Below are 15,174 nucleotides of genomic sequence, written 5' to 3' on the forward strand. Positions count from 1 at the left end.
TTTGCCCTTCAGGAGCACCTTATGCATATCCGCATTCTCGGGTCCGCGGCGGGCGGCGGTTTTCCCCAGTGGAACTGCAACTGCCGCAACTGCGCCGGCGTGCGCGACGGCAGCCTGCGCGCCCGGCGCCGCACCCAGTCGTCCATCGCCCTGAGCGACCAGGGCAGCGAGTGGATCCTGTGCAACGCCTCCCCGGACATTCGCCAGCAGCTGGAGTCCTTTCCGGTGCTGCAACCGGCCCGACAGCTTCGGGACACCGCCCTGGCCGGGGTGATCCTGCTGGACAGCCAGATCGACCATTGCACCGGCCTGCTCAGCCTGCGCGAAGGCTGCCCGCATCAGGTCTGGTGCACCGAGATGGTCCACCAGGACCTGTGCAGCGGCTTCCCCCTGTTCAACATGCTCAGCCACTGGAACGGCGGCTTGCAGTGGCAGCCCATCCACCTCGATGGCCGGGAATTCAGCCTGCCGGCCTGCCCGGACATCGCGCTGCGGGCGATTGCCCTGCGCAGCAGCGCGCCGCCGTATTCGCCCCATCGCGGCAACCCGCACCCGGGGGACAATATCGGCCTGTTCATCGAGGACCGGCGCAGCGGCGCCAGCCTGTTCTATGCCCCGGGTCTGGGGCAGGTGGATGAGGCCCTGCTGGGGTGGATGGAGCGCGCCGACTGCCTGCTGGTGGATGGCACCTTGTGGCGCGACGACGAGATGCGCCTGTGTGAAGTGGGCGACAAGCTGGGCAGCGAGATGGGCCATCTGGCGCAAAGCGGCCCCGGCGGCATGCTTGAGGTGCTGGAGCGCTTTCCCCGGGCGCGCAAGGTGCTGATCCACATCAACAACACCAACCCGATCCTCGACGAGGACTCTCCCGAGCGCGCCGAACTGACCCGCCGCGGCATCGAAGTGGCGCATGACGGCATGGACATCCATCTCTGACGCCACCCGGTCCCTGTAGCCGCTGCCGAGCCCGCGAGGCTGCGCAAAGGCCCGCAGGGCCTTGCCTGACCATCTCCCGCCAAACCCGCAGCGACCTCAAGAGCGCCGCGGCCCTTCGTGCCGTTCGCAGCCTGCGGCAGCGGCTACACCAACCTCGGATCGACACTGGCCCTGTAGCCGCTGCTGAGCCCTGGCGATCACCCGCCAAACCCGCAGCGGCCTCAAGAAAGCTGCGGCTCTTCGTGCCGTTCGCAGCCTGCGGCAGCGGCTACATGGCCTGTAGCCGCTGCCGAGGCTGCGAAGTCCGCCGATGGTCGGATTGCTTTCAGCAACGGATGCTTTAGGCTGGCGTTCTTCTCCAGAACAATAAGAAAACAGGCTTCCCCCATGGGCCAGAATCTCAGTCTGCTGCGCAAGTTCGTCTCTCCGGAAATCATCTTTGGCGCCGGTTGCCGGCACAACGTCGGCAACTATGCGAAGACCTTCGGTGCGCGCAAGGTGCTGGTGGTCACCGACCCCGGGGTGATCGCCGCCGGCTGGGTCGCCGATGTCGAGGCCAGCCTGCTGGCCCAGGGCGTCGAGTACTGCCTGTACAGCGCGGTGTCGCCCAACCCGCGGGTGGAGGAGGTGATGCACGGCGCGCAGATCTACCGGGAAAACGCCTGCGATGTGATCGTCGCGGTCGGTGGCGGCAGCCCCATGGATTGCGGCAAGGGCATCGGCATCGTCGCCGCCCACGGGCGCAGCATCCTCGAGTTCGAGGGGGTGGACACCATCCGCATGCCCAGCCCCCCGCTGATCATGATCCCGACCACCGCGGGCACCTCGGCGGATGTCTCGCAGTTCGTGATCATCTCCAACCAGCAGGAGCGGATGAAGTTCTCCATCGTCAGCAAGGCGGTGGTCCCTGATGTGTCGCTGATCGACCCGGAAACCACCCAGGGCATGGACCCGTTCCTGTCCGCCTGCACCGGCATCGACGCCCTGGTGCATGCCATCGAGGCTTTCGTTTCCACCGGCCACGGGCCGCTGACCGATCCCCACGCCCTGGAAGCCATGCGCCTGATCAACGGCAACCTGGTGCAGATGATCGCCAACCCCTCGGACATCGCCCTGCGCGAGAAGATCATGCTCGGCAGCATGCAGGCCGGGCTGGCGTTCTCCAACGCGATCCTCGGCGCGGTGCATGCCATGTCCCACAGCCTGGGGGGCTTTCTCGACCTGCCTCACGGGCTGTGCAACGCGGTGCTGGTGGAGCATGTGGTGGCCTTCAACTACAGCGCGGCGCCGGAGCGATTCAAGGTGATTGCCGAGACTTTCGGCATCGACTGCCGCGGGCTCAACCAGCGGCAGATCTGCGGGCGCCTGGTGGAGCACCTGATCGCCCTCAAGCGCGCCATCGGCTTCCACGAGACCCTGGGCCTGCATGGGGTCAGCAGCAGCGATATTCCGTTCCTCTCGCAGCACGCAATGGGCGACCCATGCATCCTCACCAACCCTCGTGAATCCAGCCAGCGTGATGTCGAGGTGGTCTATGGCGAGGCCCTCTGACGAACAGCAACGAGCCCTGGCCGGGCTCCTGGGGCTGGGCAACCACTCGGCGCGCAAGAGCCATTACCCGGAACTGGCGGCGCGCCTGGAAGACCTGGAAACCGAGCGCAACCGCTACAAGTGGCTGTTCGAGAACGCGGTGCACGGCATCTTCCAGGCCAGCCTGCAGGCCGGCATGCGTGCCGCCAACCCGGCCCTGGCGCGCATGCTGGGGTATCAGGACCCCCAGGAAGTGCTGTTTTCCCTGGCCGACCTGGCGGGCAACCTGTTCGTGGGCGGCGCCGGGGAACTGGCGGCCATCGGCGAGCAGTTGCAGAACCAGCGCAGCCTGCTGGGTTATGAAACCCAGCTGCGGCGCAAGGACGGCAGCAGCATCGACGTGCTGATGAACCTGTTGCTCAAGCCCGACCAGGACGGGCTGGTGGAAGGGTTCGTCGCCGACATCACCGAGCGCAAGCTGGCCCAGCAGCACCTGGAACAGCTCAACGACCAGCTGGAGCAGCGGGTGGCGGCGCGCACCGATGAGTTGCTGGACGCCAACCGCAACCTGCAGCAGCAGATCGCCCGGCGCGAGCGCATCGAGCGCGACCTGCGCGAGGCCCGGGACGCCGCCGAGGCGGCCAACCGCAGCAAGGACAAGTACCTGGCTGCCGCCAGCCACGACCTGCTGCAACCTCTGAATGCCGCACGCCTGCTGATTTCCACCCTGCGCGAGCGCAGCCTGCCGGCCCCGGAGCAACTGCTGGTGGAACGCACCCACCAGGCCCTGGAAGGCGCCGAGGACCTGCTCACCGACCTGCTGGATATTTCCAGGCTCGATCAGGCGGCGGTGAAGCCGGACCTGGCCACCTACCGCCTGGATGAAATGCTCGCGCCCCTGGTCTCCGAGTTCCAGTCGGTGGCCGAGGCGGCGGGGCTGGGGCTGCGGGTGCGCTTCGGTGACTTTGCCCTGTTCACCGACTTGCGGCTGATGACGCGGATCCTGCGCAACTTCCTCAGCAATGCCTGCCGCTACACCGAGCGCGGCAGCATCCTGCTGGCGGCGCGGCGCCGGGGCGACCAGTTGCGGCTGGAGGTGTGGGACACCGGGCGCGGCATTGCCGCCGACCGCCTGGAGTCGATTTTCCTGGAATTCAACCAGCTGGATGTAGGCCGCGCCGCCGACCGCAAAGGGGTGGGACTGGGGCTGGCGATTGTCGAGCGCATCGCCAAGATCCTCGGCTATCGGGTGCAGGTAGCGTCGCGGCCGGGGCACGGTTCGCGGTTCAGCATCGAGGTACCACTGGCGGCCCGGGTGCCCTTGCCCTTGAGCCAGCAGGCGCCGCAGCCGGGCACCGGCAACCCGCTGCCGGGGCGGCGCCTGCTGGTGCTGGACAACGAGTTGAGCATTCTTGAAAGCATGGCCGCGCTGCTCGGCCAGTGGGGCTGCGAGGTGCTGACCGCCACCGATCAGGCCGCCGCCCTGGAGGTGCTGCAGGGCCGGGCGCCGGAGTTGATCCTGGCGGACTTCCACCTGGATCACGGGGTCACCGGCTGCCAGGTGGTCAGGCGCTTGCGCGAGCATTTCCAACAACCGCTGCCGGCGGTGATCATCACCGCCGACCGCAGCGACCAGTGCCGCCGCGCCTTGCAGCAACTGGGGGCGCCGCTGCTCAACAAACCGGTGAAGCCGGGCAAGTTGCGGGCCGTGCTCAGCCAGTTGCTGGGCTAGTGGTGGCAGGGGGGGGCGGCCAAATCGATGCGCCGGCGCGGGGCTCAGATGATGCGCAGCATCCACAGCAGGCCCAGGTAGACCGCTGCACCGCCCAGGGGCCAGACCAAAAGCAGGCGGGTCTGGCTGAAGAACGGTGGCGCGGCCTCCACCAGGGTCGAGTCCTCCAGCTGTTGCAGGGTCTTGGCGGGTACGCCTTCCTCGACCGGGGCGTTGAGCTGGGCCTCGATCAGCGGTTCCACTTCCTCGACCTTGCGCATCAGCATTCGGCCTGAGGTGAACAGGGCGGCGCCGACGAAGATCAGCAGGTAGATCAGCAGAAACTTCCAGTGCACGGAGTTGCTCAGGCGGATGAAGTCGGGGGTCGGGCTGTTGTCCCAGAGCCAGTTCAGGGGGCGGGTGTTTTCCCAGACCATGAGGGTGAACTGCTCGATCGGGCGGTTGATGGTGCGCGCCATGGCGGTGTAGCTGTCCAGGCGCCAATGGAGCATTTTCAGGGTCGAGAAAAAGGTCGAGATCAAGGCACCGGTAAACAACAGTGCGCCTGCGGCGATGTACAGCCGGTACTGCAATTGGGCCCTGGTGTAGGTCATGGGTGCTTCCTGCAATGAACAAAAGGGCCGCAATACTATATTCCGTCGCCGTTGGGCGATAGGGGCGCGCCCTGGTTCATCGGTTGCAGCGCTGCAGGTTTGCGCTGGTGCCATGGGCGACACGGGTTATCCTTGAGCCCCCTTCAGGTCGGACGAGTCAGCCCATGCTGGAAGTACAAGGAGTGTTCAAGAGCTATGCCACCCCCCAGGGGCCGCTGGCGGTGCTGCAGGGTGTCGATTTGCACCTGGGGCAGGGCAGCAGCCTGGCGCTGATGGGCGAATCCGGCAGCGGCAAGAGCACCTTGCTGCACCTGGTGGCCGGGCTGGACAGGGTGGATGCCGGCAGCATTCGCATCGGCGCCCAGCGCCTGGAGCGCATGAGCGAAAGCCAGTTGGCCAACTGGCGCCGCACCGAAGTCGGCCTGGTGTTCCAGCAGTTCAACCTGATCGGCAGCTTGCGGGTCGAGGACAACCTGGGCTTCCAGGCGCGCCTGGCCGGGCGCTTCGATCCGCGCTGGCAGGCGCAGTTGGTGGAGCGCCTGGGCCTGGGGGACTTGCTGCGCCGCTACCCCGAACAGTTGTCCGGCGGCCAGCAGCAGCGGGTCGCTTTGGGCCGGGCCCTGGCGTCGAGGCCCGGGCTGTTGCTGGCCGATGAGCCCACCGGCAGCCTCGATGAAACCACCAGTGACCAGGTGCTGGATTTGCTGCTGGAATTGCTGGCCGACAGCCCCACCAGTTTGCTGATGGTGACCCACAGCCAGCGCGTGGCCAGCCGTTTGCAACACACCGTGGTCCTGCAGCGTGGCCGCCTGGCCGCAGCGGGCGGGGCCTGAGATGCGGGTGCTGCGTGGCACCTTGCAGGCGCTGTTGAGCCACTGGCGCCAGCACCCGGTGCAGTTCTTCAGTGTGCTCACCGGTTTGTGGCTGGCCACCAGCCTGCTGACCGGGGTCCTGGCCCTCAACAGCCAGGCCCGGGACAGCTATGCCCGGGCCAGCCAGTTGATTGGCGGTGAACCCCAGGCCAGCCTGGGCACGGCCACTGGCGCAAGCTTTGCCCAGCAATGGTTCGTCGACCTGCGCCGGGCCGGCTGGCCGGTGTCGCCGGTGCTGCAAGGGCGGGTGCAGTTGCAGGGCTTCGAGGCGCTGCGCCTGCAACTGATGGGCATCGAGCCTTTGTCCTTGCCCGCCGGTTCCGCAGTGGCCGGCAAGCCACTGGCGATGCGGCAGGTGGTGGAATTCTTCAGCCCGCCGGGGCGTACCTGGGTTGCCCCAGAGACCCTGGCCAGCCTCGGCTACCGCGAGGGCCAGCAGTCCCGTGCCAGCAATGGCCGGCTGCTGCCGCCGTTGCAGGTGCAGGCGGACATGGCCCCGGGGCTGCTGCTGATGGACATCGGCTTTGCCCAGCAGGTACTCGACCAGCCGGGGCAACTGAGCCGCCTGCTGCTGCCCCGGGACTTTGCCGCCCGCGCGCCGCCCTTGCCGGCCGAGCTGGCGGGGCAACTGGTGCTGCATTCGGGCGAATCGGAAAACACCCTGGCGCGCCTGACCGAGAGCTTTCACCTGAACCTGGATGCCTTGGGTTTCCTGTCCTTCGTGGTCGGGCTGTTCATCGTGCATGCCGCCATCGGCCTGGCCCTGGAGCAGCGTCGTGGCCTGCTGCGGACCTTGCGCGCCTGCGGGGTCAGTGCGCGGCTGCTGATCTTCAGCCTGATTCTGGAACTGGGGGCCCTGGCGCTGCTGGGTGGAGTGGCGGGGGTCATCAGCGGCTACCTGCTGGCCGGGCTGCTGCTGCCGGACGTGGCCGCCAGCCTGCGCGGCTTGTACGGCGCCGAGGTGGCGGGGCAGTTGAGCCTCAGCCCCGGGTGGTGGTTCAGCGGTATCGGCCTGAGCCTCTTGGGGGCCTTGCTGGCCGGCGCCGCCAGCCTGCTGCGGGCGGCGCGCCTGCCGCTGCTGGCCCTGGCCACCCCCCAGGCCTGGCATCAGGCCCATGCCCGCTGGCTGCGCCGCCAGGGTGCGGTGGCCGTAGTGGCGCTGCTGCTGGCCCTGGCGGCGTGGCAGTGGGGCGACAGCCTGGCCAGCGGCTTTGTGCTGATGGCGGCCTTGCTGCTGGCGGCGGCCCTGGGCCTGCCGGTGCTGCTCGATGCGGTGCTCGGGACCTTGCTCGGGCGCCGGCGTGGGGTGCTGGGGCAGTGGTTTCTTGCCGATTGCCGCCAGCAACTGCCGGCCCTGAGCCTGGCCCTGATGGCGCTGCTGCTGGCGCTGGCGGCGAATATCGGCGCCGGCAGCATGACGGCAGGGTTTCGCGAAACCTTCAACGACTGGCTGGAGCAACGCCTGAGCGCCGAGTTGTATGTCAATCCGCAGAGCCCGGAGCAGGCCCGGCAGTTGCTGGACTGGTTGCCGCAACAGGCCCAGGTGGCCGCTGTGCTGCCCAGCTGGCAGGTGGCGTTGCAGGTGCAGGGTTGGCCGGCGGACCTGTATGGGGTGATCGACCATCCCAGCTACCGCCAGCACTGGCCGCTCCTGGAAAGCGACGGCGCCGAGCCCTGGGCACAACTGGCGAGCCAGGACACCCTGATGCTCAGTGAACAGCTGGCCCGACGCCTGAAGGTGCGCCCCGGCGACCGCCTGAGCCTGCCGGTGCCCGCCGGGCAGTGGGCGCCCCGGGTAGTGGGGATCTACGCCGACTATGGCAACCCCAAGGGCCACCTGCTGGTGAATGCCGGGCACTTGCTGGCGCATTGGCCAGCGCTGACGCCGAGCCGCTTCAACCTGCGCCTGGCGCCGGGAGCGATGCCCGGGCTGGTCGGCGCCTTGCAACAGCAGTTCGCCCTGGACGACAGCCGGATCATCGATCAGGCCCGGCTCAAGGGCTGGTCGCAGCAGGTCTTCGAACGCACCTTCGCCGCCACCGCCGCCCTCAACAGCCTGACCCTGGGGGTGTCCGGGGTGGCGCTGTTCATCAGCCTGCTGACCCAGAGCCAGAGCCGGCTGGGCCAGCTGGCGCCGCTCTGGGCCCTGGGGGTGGGGCGGCGTCAACTGATGCTGCTGAACCTCGGGCAGACCTGGCTGCTGGCCTTGCTCACCCTGGTCCTGGCGCTGCCGCTGGGCATCCTCCTGGCCTGGTGCCTGGACAGCGTGATCAATGTCCAGGCCTTTGGTTGGCGCCTGCCGTTGCGGGTGTTCCCCGGGCAGCTTCTGCAACTTTTGGGCCTGGCCATGCTGGCGACTCTGTTGGCATCGGCCTGGCCGCTGCTGCGTTTGTACCGCGCGCAACCGGCGGACCTGTTGAGGACTTTTGCCCATGAAGACTGATGTGTTGGGCCGGGCCCTGGCGGGGTTGCTGCTGGCGCTGCTGGCCGGTTGTGAACAGCCCGCCGAGCCGCCCCAGGGTTTTGCCGGCCTGGGCAGCGAGGCCGCGGCCTTCACCCCGGTGTTGCCGGGGCGCAGTTTCAGCTTTCCTGCCGACCACGGTGCCCATGACGGGTTTCGCATCGAGTGGTGGTACCTCACGGCAGACCTGAGCGACGCCCAGGGCCGCCGCTTCGGCGTGCAGTGGACGCTGTTTCGCAGTGCCCTGCGGGCCGCTCCCGAACAGCCGGGCTGGGGCGCGCCGCTGGTGTGGCTGGGCCATGCAGCGGCCACGTCGGCCCAGAGCCACCACGCCGCCGAGCGCTATGCCCGGGGTGGCGTCGGCCAGGCCGGGGTGATCGCGCAGCCGTTCCAGGCCTGGATCGACGACTGGCAGTTGAGCACCCTGAACAGCGCCGGCGACCCCCTGGCGCGGATGCAGGTGCAGGCCGCGGGGCCGGGGTTCGCCTATCGCCTGCAGCTTTCCAGCAGCCGGCCGCTGGTGCTGCAGGGCGAGGGCGGCTACAGCCGCAAGTCCGACCAGGGGCAGGCCTCCTACTACTACAGCCAGCCGTTCTTCCAGGCCGCGGGGGAGTTGCAGATCGATGGCCAGCGCTATCAGGTCAGCGGCCCGGCCTGGCTCGACCGGGAATGGAGCAGCCAGCCCCTGGGCGCGGACCAGAGCGGCTGGGACTGGTTCTCTCTGCACCTGGACAGCGGCGAGCGGCTGATGCTGTTCCGGGTCCGCGAGCGGGACAAGGCGCCCTATATCACCGGCACCTGGATCAGCACCGATGGCCACACCCAGAGCCTGGGCAAGGAGCAGATCCAGTTGCTGCCGCTGGCCCAGTCCAGGGTCCAGGGCCGCAGCCTGCCCACCACCTGGCAACTGAAGATCCCCGCCAAGGGCCTGGATATCACCACCCGGGCCCTGAACCCCCAGGCCTGGATGAACCTGAGCATTCCCTACTGGGAAGGGCCGCTGCAATTCGCTGGCAGCCACAGTGGCAGCGGCTACCTGGAGATGACCGGTTATTGAGGGCGCCGCGACGCTTGCACCCATCCCCCCGGTGAAAGCTGGCAGGGCGTCTATGCTCAAGGGCCTGACTGAAAGTCAGTGTGTTTCTCAACCACAAGGAATGTTCATGATGAAAACCCTCAATACCCTGGCCCGCGCCATCGCCCTGGCCACTGTGCTGGGCACCGCCAGCCTTGCCGCACACGCCGCCGATATCCCGCTGTCCGGGGCCATCGAGGCCGACCAGGTGGTGACCAAGGTCCTGTCGGTGGACGCCGCCAAGCACCAGGTGGTGCTCGAAGGCGCCGGGGGCAAGCCGGTGCATGTGCAATTGAGCGATCAGGCCAAGGACCTGGGCCACCTCAAGGTCGGCGATCAGGTCAAGGTCACGGTCACCCACTCGGTGGTGGCGGTGCTCGACACCGACGTTGAAAAGGGCAAGCCCGATTCCAGTGAAGCCAGCGGCGTGGTCCGCGCTACCGCAGACAACCCCAACCCCGGCGGCGCGGCCTATCGCCAGGTGCAGGTGCAGTTGAAGATCACCGCCATCGACTTGAAGAAAAACCAGCTGACCTTCGAAGGCCCGGCGGGCAACAAGAAAGTGGTGAGCGTGGAGAAACCCGAAGTCCAGCAGCGCCTCAAGGACCTCAAGGTGGGCCAGAGCGTGCTGGTGACCTACACCGACATCCTGCAGGTCAGCACTGCCCACGAAGGCTGAGGGGGCAGGACTGAGCGGGGGAGGCAATGGGCAATCGGGTTAACTGCACTGTGCAGTTTTATTCAGAATCTGCCCACGGACTTTCCCCGCCAGTTGCACTAGAATGCCAACCGTTCGCCCGGTGCAAGGGCTCTTTACCGGTGCAAGGATTGCCAAGGCCAGAGCACTGGGCGAACACCTTTCCCTGTCGCGTCCTGCGACTTTCCCGCTGTACATCACCCTGAATCGACCCTGGCTGGATGCTCCGGCGCGAGCCTGCCGTGCTCCCTCTACAGTGCCACCGGACTCAAGCTGACCTGGCGTGCAAGCAGGCTGACGAAGCCGCCTGGCTGCGCGTGGCCACCCTGCAGCGACAGCAGGACGATGTTCGGACCTATGGCCAGCGCCGCGACAGCCTCGTCTTCCCGGGGCAGCAACTGCCCGGTGACCCGCAGCCCTGCCTGTTCCCGGCTGATGCTTGGCCTGTCCTGGGTCGCGGCCCACAGGTTGTGATCCCAGACAAAATCGTCCTCCAGGCTCAACTCCACCTCATGCACCTGGCCCGTCTGTGGCAGCGTGCCCAGCCATTGGCCCCGGCCTTCGCCGAACGCACTGCTGAAATTGACCCACAGGCTATGGTCGGCTTCTACATGGAGGGTGTTGAGGGTGATACGCATGGCCAATCCTTTCCTTGGTACTGCGGGTTCAAGAGGCGTCCAGCCGGCTTTCCGGGGGGGCGGCCGGGCTGGATGGCAAGCGGCCACTGCGCTTCTTATTGCACAGTGCGCGGGCCTTCAACAGAATGCGCGATTGCCCGACCGGGACAGGTCGAGGGCGGTGAATGATAGCGGAGATCCTGGATTGATCTGGTTAAAACGTTTGCTCATGTCGGTGGGCGTACTGGCTCTGGTATTGCTGGCGGTGGTCGTGTTCAAGAACGGCTTCTCCACGACGCCGGTCCATGTATTGGCCGAGCACCCTGATGCGCGGTGGCAGGGCGGCCCCGATGGTGGGCATTACATTGAGATCACCCGCTCCGAGCCGCCTTATTTCTTTGTGCAGGTGCGTCATGAAAGTGGCGACTTGTGGGATGAGGGCTGGCTCAAGTACGAGGACGGCGACGCCAGCGCCCTGACCACCGACAAGGTGCTGGCCTTCGACGGTGACGGAGTGATTTACCTGCAGCAACGCAAGGTATTGGCGCCACTGCGCTCCGCGGCCCATTGATGGCACCCAGCCTTAAGGTTGGGCAGCCCCATCCCCTGTGGCCCCCAGCCCATAGGCATCCCACAACTTGTTGCGGAACTTGTTCTGCGGATCGACCCGGGCCTTCAGCGCCAGGAACTCCCCGGCCCGTGGATAGGCCGCGCGAAACTGCTGGGCCGTGGCGTGGATCTGGTACGGCAGGTAGTAGCTGCCGCCGCGCTCGATGGCGCTGTCCACCAGGGCGCGGGTCCATACGCCGACTTTTTCCCGTTCCTCTGGCGCGGTGCTCTGCTGGTAGTACAGCACCAGGGCGAAGACCTCGGTCTTGGCCCAGGCCAGCAGGGTGCCGGGGTCGGCCTTGGCGTGGCGGATCGACAGGTTGATCACGTTGACCTTGTGCGCCCGCAGGGTCGCGCCCATCTCCTGGACGAAGCTTTCCAGCTGGTCGGGGGGCACGAAGTATTCCTGCAGCACGTAGGTGCGCTTGGCCCGGGAGTCGGGTTCCAGTTCACGCACATCGAGGCTGGCTTCGTGGTTGCGCCAGGACACTTGCGGTTTTTTCAGCACCAGGGGGTCGATCACTTCCTGGCGCAGGGTCTTGCCGCCGGGCCACTGGCTCACCACTTTCAGGGCCTTCTGTTCTTTCCAGTAGTTCTGGTCCAGGGGCGTGAGGCGTTCCTTGACCGTGACCGGCAGGTCGGTCTGGCTGTAGGAAACCGCGCGCAGGGTCTGGTACTGGTCGGGGTAGAGCACGGCGTTGTGCAGGATGACCTTGGGGTTGTTCTGGATCCGGGCCTGGAAGTAGGGGCGGTAGTCCCCCAGGGGCATCTCGTCGACGCTACGCAGCAGGCGCACGTTGTCGCTCAGTTGCAGGGTGGCTTGGACGATCACCCCCAGGCCGCCGTAGCCGCCGATGGCGCCGTAGAACAGGTCGCTGTTGTGCTGCGGGCTGGCGTCCACCACTTGGCCGTCGGCCAGCACCAGCTTGATGGATTTCACCGAGCTCACCAGCGGGCCGTAGCCGATGTAGCGGCCATGGGCGTTGACGCTCAGGGCGCCGCCGACGGTGAAGTTGGCGTAGCTCTGCATGATGCTCACGGACAGGTCGTGGGGGTCGATGTAGTCCTGCACGGCGCGCCAGGTGATGCCCGGCTGCACGGTGATTTCCTTGCGTTCCTTGGAGAAGTCGAGCACCCGGTTGAAGCCGCGCATGTCGATCTGCAAGGCCTGTTCGGTGGCGGTCTGGCCGCCCATGCTGTAGCGCCCGCCGCCAATGGCGATAGGGCCGGGGTGCCCGGCCACCAGCTGGACGATCTGCTCCAGGCGGGTGGGGCGTACCACCTGGTCCACCACTATGGGGTTGAGCTGGGTGATGTCGTTGACGGTTTCTGCGGCGTGGGTGGTGAGTGCGCCGCCGAGTGCCGCGCATAAAAACAGGCCGATCGCGAATCTCATTCGCCGTGTCCATCCCTGGTGGTGGCGCGCCGCTGATTGGGCGCAAGTGGCGGCAGAATAACGCCGCGACGGGTCCATGACCATGGGGGCAGCGCACCGGCTGCAAGGCCGGCATCGACCCGCGGGCCTGCCCTGCGCCTTAGAGCGTCGGCAGGCCCAGGGTGGCGGCGCAGTGCTCCAGGGAGCGCTGCTGGGTCTGGGCGTAGAGCAGCAGTTCGTCGAGGGTGGGGCGGCCCAGGGCGGCTTCGAACGCCTGGCGGTTGGATTGCCCGGCGTAGTGGCTCTGGCTGTCGTCCCCCAGGTTGGACTGGAAGATCCCGGCGGCGCTGACCGGCAGGAAATCTTCATACACCAGGGGTTCGGCGCTCAGGTGCCCGGCCGCCAGCAGCGCTGCCAGGGTGGTGGGCCGCTGGGGCTGGTTGCGCGCGGCCAGCCCGGTTTCGCTGACGAAGTAGCGAAAGTAGGCCAGGCCCTGTTCGCGCATGGCCGGGTGGCTGTCGGGAAATTCCCTGAAGTGCTCTTGCATCAGTTGGTTGTAGCGTTGGGCATTGGCTTCGTTGGGGAAGTCGCCCAGGGCGTCGCGGGCGGCGTTCAGCAGGCGGTCGTAGAGCTCTCGGCCCTTGGGGGTCAGCGCCGCGCCGCGCTGTTCGATCTCGCCGAAACGCGCGCTGTGGCTGCCCTGGCTCTGGGCCTGGTCGGTGAAGGCCACGGATTCCTCCAGGGCCTTGAAGCTGGTCTGGCGCAGCAGGATCGGGCATTCCCGGCGCGGCGGGCCTTCGATCACCGCCTTGGGGGTGATGCCGCGGGCAGGCATCAGCCGTTGCACTTCATCGATGTCCAGGGTGCGCGGGGTCAGGTGGTTGATGTGCGGGCCCTTGAAGGCCACCACGTCGGCGATCAGCCGGTGCTGGGCGCTGAGGCTGGCGTACTGGGCGGCGGTCACCGTGGCGTGGTGGTGCCAGCGGAAGGTTTCCAGGGCCTGGCGGATAAAGCGCTCGGCGTCTTCGGCGTCCAGGCCTCCGGCAGCCTCGGCCTGCTGGATCAGTTCCAGCACCTGGGGGGTGAAGATCTGGCGCCGGGCCAGGACCTGTTCGGCAAAGCTGCGCAGCTCCGGGTTGTCGATCAGCTCCAGGCGCAGCAGCGAGGTGAAGACCCGGAACGGGCTGACTTGCAGGGCCGCTTCGTGCACCGCGCGAAAGGCCGTGGAATGCACCGGCACCCCGGCGGGGGTCAGGTCGTAGTAGCCCACCGGCTGCATGCCCATTACCGCGAACAGCCGGGCCAGGGTCGCCAGCTCGGCGGCGCTGCCGACGCGGATCGCGCCGTGGCGCTCCAGGTCCAGGCGCTGCAGTTCACCGCTGCTCTGCAGGTGCCGGGCAAGCGCCGGCTGCCGCTCCAGGACCTGGGCGTTGACTTCGGCCACCAGCTCCATCAGGGCGCCGTAGAGCGGCACCTCCTCGCGGTACATGTCCGACATCGCCCGGGAAAATCCCTGGCGGATCAGGTCCGGGCTGACGAAGTGCTGGTTGCTCATGAACAGGCTTCCCGTGGCAGAGGGGCGAGGCGTGAAAGGGCGGGTCGGCCTCGATTCTGCTGGGCCTGCCCGAGGCTGACAAACGAAGTTTCCTCTGAACTTCATTCTGCAAATGAATGCATGAGCGGGCCGCTGTCAGTGCCGCTGGCGTTCCAGGAACTGCTGGTACAGCCGGGCACTGCGCACCGGGCGTTCGACCATGGGCATATGCCCGATGCCCTCCCAGAGTTGCACCTGGGCCTGGGGCAGGCCCTTGGCCCAGACCTGGGCGCTGCTGGGGTGCAGCAGGCGGTCCTCGCGGCCCCAGAGCAGCAGGGTCGGGGCCTGGATCTTCGCCAGCTCGGGCTCCATGGGCGGGCTGGCCTGGAGCTCGGCGAAGATCCGCGCCAGTTGCCCGCGGCGCGCCTGATAGCGTTCGGCGATGGCCGCCAGCACTGCTTCGGGCACCCAGGGCGGGGCGGCCATGGTCAGGCTGTAGAAGTGCTGGAAGTCGGCGCGGGAGCGGACCAGGAAGGGGTTCTTGCCCTGTTCCAGCAGGTGCTGCAGGTCGCTGGTCTCGGGGGCTTCGACGCCGGCCGGGTCGAACAGCGCCAGGCCGCTGATCCGTTGCGGGGCATGGGCGGCCAGCCAGGCGGCGATATAGCCGCCCATGGAGTTGCCGATCACCTGCACCCGCTGGATGCCGCAGGCGTCGAGCAAGCGCAAAAGACGCTGGGCCTGGGCCGGAACGCGGTAGTCCTGGTGGGCGGCATAGGCGGTTTCGCCATGGCCGCCCAGGTCCGGGATCAGCAACCGGTAGTCGCGGTTGAAGTGCCGGGCAAAACGCAGCCAGATGCTCTTGTCCGCGCTCAGGCCGTGCAGCAGCAGGATCACCGGCGCCTGGGCCGGGCCGCCCTGGTAGGTCATCAGGGTCTCTTCGCCGATCTGCACCGGGACTTTCTGCAGCCGGTACAGGCGTGCTTCCAGGGCCACGCTGGCGTCGTACAGCAGGTGGCCGATGCGCGGGTAGGTGCGGTAGCACCAGAGTGCGGCAAGGAGCAGCAGGACCAGGATCACCAGCATCGGCGGCCTCCAGGGGCAGGGTGGATCGGCTCAGGGGCGGCGCGCGTCGTGCTCGCCACT

At 67.4% G+C, this 15,174-nt stretch carries 13 protein-coding genes; 8 read left to right on the top strand and 5 right to left on the bottom strand.

Annotated features, from left to right (window positions below; genetic code table 11):
* The first annotated feature begins 21 nt into the window (after positions 1-21).
* The 3 genes from pqqB (at position 22) to AC07R1_RS00890 (ending at position 4,198) form a co-directional block, all read left to right on the top strand.
* Positions 22-936: a pyrroloquinoline quinone biosynthesis protein PqqB gene (gene pqqB / locus AC07R1_RS00880; RefSeq protein WP_495109981.1), complete on the top strand. Its 915-nt coding sequence runs from the start codon at positions 22-24 to the stop codon at positions 934-936.
* A gap of 387 nt (positions 937-1,323) precedes the next feature.
* Entirely contained in the window at positions 1,324-2,487 is a 1,164-nt protein-coding gene (ercA, locus tag AC07R1_RS00885; protein ID WP_011060523.1) for an alcohol dehydrogenase-like regulatory protein ErcA, read from the top strand.
* Entirely contained in the window at positions 2,471-4,198 is a 1,728-nt protein-coding gene (locus AC07R1_RS00890; RefSeq protein ID WP_015635023.1) for a PAS domain-containing hybrid sensor histidine kinase/response regulator, read from the top strand. The genes ercA and AC07R1_RS00890 overlap by 17 nt, the downstream gene beginning before the upstream one ends.
* A gap of 44 nt (positions 4,199-4,242) precedes the next feature.
* Here the strand turns inward: AC07R1_RS00890 and AC07R1_RS00895 are convergent, their stop codons facing one another.
* Complete coding sequence (locus AC07R1_RS00895; RefSeq protein WP_368995748.1) at positions 4,243-4,791, bottom strand: YniB family protein; 549 nt, start codon at positions 4,789-4,791, stop codon at positions 4,243-4,245.
* A gap of 164 nt (positions 4,792-4,955) precedes the next feature.
* Between AC07R1_RS00895 and AC07R1_RS00900 the strand changes: the two genes are divergently transcribed.
* The 4 genes from AC07R1_RS00900 to AC07R1_RS00915 all read left to right on the top strand — a co-directional run bounded on the left by AC07R1_RS00900 (position 4,956) and on the right by AC07R1_RS00915 (position 9,878).
* Positions 4,956-5,624: an ABC transporter ATP-binding protein gene (locus tag AC07R1_RS00900; protein WP_047336301.1), complete on the top strand. Its 669-nt coding sequence runs from the start codon at positions 4,956-4,958 to the stop codon at positions 5,622-5,624.
* Between the two features lies 1 nt (position 5,625).
* Positions 5,626-8,106, top strand: coding sequence for an ABC transporter permease (locus AC07R1_RS00905; RefSeq protein ID WP_495109982.1), 2,481 nt, complete (start codon positions 5,626-5,628; stop codon positions 8,104-8,106).
* A complete protein-coding gene (locus AC07R1_RS00910) occupies positions 8,096-9,181 on the top strand; it encodes a lipocalin-like domain-containing protein (protein WP_019093658.1) in 1,086 nt (361 codons plus the stop codon). The genes AC07R1_RS00905 and AC07R1_RS00910 overlap by 11 nt, the downstream gene beginning before the upstream one ends.
* 109 nt (positions 9,182-9,290) lie before the next feature.
* A complete protein-coding gene (locus tag AC07R1_RS00915; RefSeq protein WP_026020035.1) occupies positions 9,291-9,878 on the top strand; it encodes a hypothetical protein in 588 nt (195 codons plus the stop codon).
* Positions 9,879-10,147: 269 nt separating this feature from the next.
* Here the strand turns inward: AC07R1_RS00915 and AC07R1_RS00920 are convergent, their stop codons facing one another.
* The gene (locus tag AC07R1_RS00920; RefSeq protein WP_047285579.1) at positions 10,148-10,534 is read right to left on the bottom strand and encodes a hypothetical protein; all 387 of its coding nucleotides are present in this window, start codon (positions 10,532-10,534) and stop codon (positions 10,148-10,150) included.
* A gap of 184 nt (positions 10,535-10,718) precedes the next feature.
* Here AC07R1_RS00920 and AC07R1_RS00925 point away from each other — a divergent pair, with 184 nt between their 5' ends.
* Complete coding sequence (locus AC07R1_RS00925) at positions 10,719-11,084, top strand: hypothetical protein (RefSeq protein ID WP_410037515.1); 366 nt, start codon at positions 10,719-10,721, stop codon at positions 11,082-11,084.
* Between the two features lie 12 nt (positions 11,085-11,096).
* Here AC07R1_RS00925 and AC07R1_RS00930 read toward each other — a convergent pair whose 3' ends face one another.
* The 3 genes from AC07R1_RS00930 to AC07R1_RS00940 all read right to left on the bottom strand — a co-directional run bounded on the left by AC07R1_RS00930 (position 11,097) and on the right by AC07R1_RS00940 (position 15,114).
* Positions 11,097-12,518 carry an FAD-binding oxidoreductase gene (locus AC07R1_RS00930; RefSeq protein WP_011060532.1) on the bottom strand — a complete coding sequence of 474 codons (1,422 nt, stop codon included), beginning with the start codon at positions 12,516-12,518 and terminating at the stop codon, positions 11,097-11,099.
* A 139-nt stretch (positions 12,519-12,657) separates the two neighbouring features.
* Positions 12,658-14,052, bottom strand: a complete 1,395-nt coding sequence (gene hglS, locus AC07R1_RS00935; protein WP_187682874.1) for a 2-oxoadipate dioxygenase/decarboxylase HglS — start codon at positions 14,050-14,052, stop codon at positions 12,658-12,660.
* Between the two features lie 135 nt (positions 14,053-14,187).
* Entirely contained in the window at positions 14,188-15,114 is a 927-nt protein-coding gene (locus tag AC07R1_RS00940) for an alpha/beta fold hydrolase (protein WP_011060534.1), read from the bottom strand.
* Between the last annotated feature and the right edge of the window lie 60 nt (positions 15,115-15,174).

Source organism: Pseudomonas sp. GW821-FHT07F01, assembly GCF_059418825.1.

Excerpts from the sequence above, each read along its gene's own strand:
- pqqB (WP_495109981.1), top strand. The coding sequence starts at position 22 with ATGCATATCCGCATTCTCGGGTCCGCGGCGGGCGGCGGTTTTCCCCAG.
- ercA (WP_011060523.1), top strand. The coding sequence starts at position 1,324 with ATGGGCCAGAATCTCAGTCTGCTGCGCAAGTTCGTCTCTCCGGAAATC.
- AC07R1_RS00890 (WP_015635023.1), top strand. The coding sequence starts at position 2,471 with ATGGCGAGGCCCTCTGACGAACAGCAACGAGCCCTGGCCGGGCTCCTG.
- AC07R1_RS00895 (WP_368995748.1), bottom strand. The coding sequence starts at position 4,791 with ATGACCTACACCAGGGCCCAATTGCAGTACCGGCTGTACATCGCCGCA.
- AC07R1_RS00900 (WP_047336301.1), top strand. The coding sequence starts at position 4,956 with ATGCTGGAAGTACAAGGAGTGTTCAAGAGCTATGCCACCCCCCAGGGG.
- AC07R1_RS00905 (WP_495109982.1), top strand. The coding sequence starts at position 5,626 with ATGCGGGTGCTGCGTGGCACCTTGCAGGCGCTGTTGAGCCACTGGCGC.
- AC07R1_RS00910 (WP_019093658.1), top strand. The coding sequence starts at position 8,096 with ATGAAGACTGATGTGTTGGGCCGGGCCCTGGCGGGGTTGCTGCTGGCG.
- AC07R1_RS00915 (WP_026020035.1), top strand. The coding sequence starts at position 9,291 with ATGAAAACCCTCAATACCCTGGCCCGCGCCATCGCCCTGGCCACTGTG.
- AC07R1_RS00920 (WP_047285579.1), bottom strand. The coding sequence starts at position 10,534 with ATGCGTATCACCCTCAACACCCTCCATGTAGAAGCCGACCATAGCCTG.
- AC07R1_RS00930 (WP_011060532.1), bottom strand. The coding sequence starts at position 12,518 with ATGAGATTCGCGATCGGCCTGTTTTTATGCGCGGCACTCGGCGGCGCA.
- hglS (WP_187682874.1), bottom strand. The coding sequence starts at position 14,052 with ATGAGCAACCAGCACTTCGTCAGCCCGGACCTGATCCGCCAGGGATTT.
- AC07R1_RS00940 (WP_011060534.1), bottom strand. The coding sequence starts at position 15,114 with ATGCTGGTGATCCTGGTCCTGCTGCTCCTTGCCGCACTCTGGTGCTAC.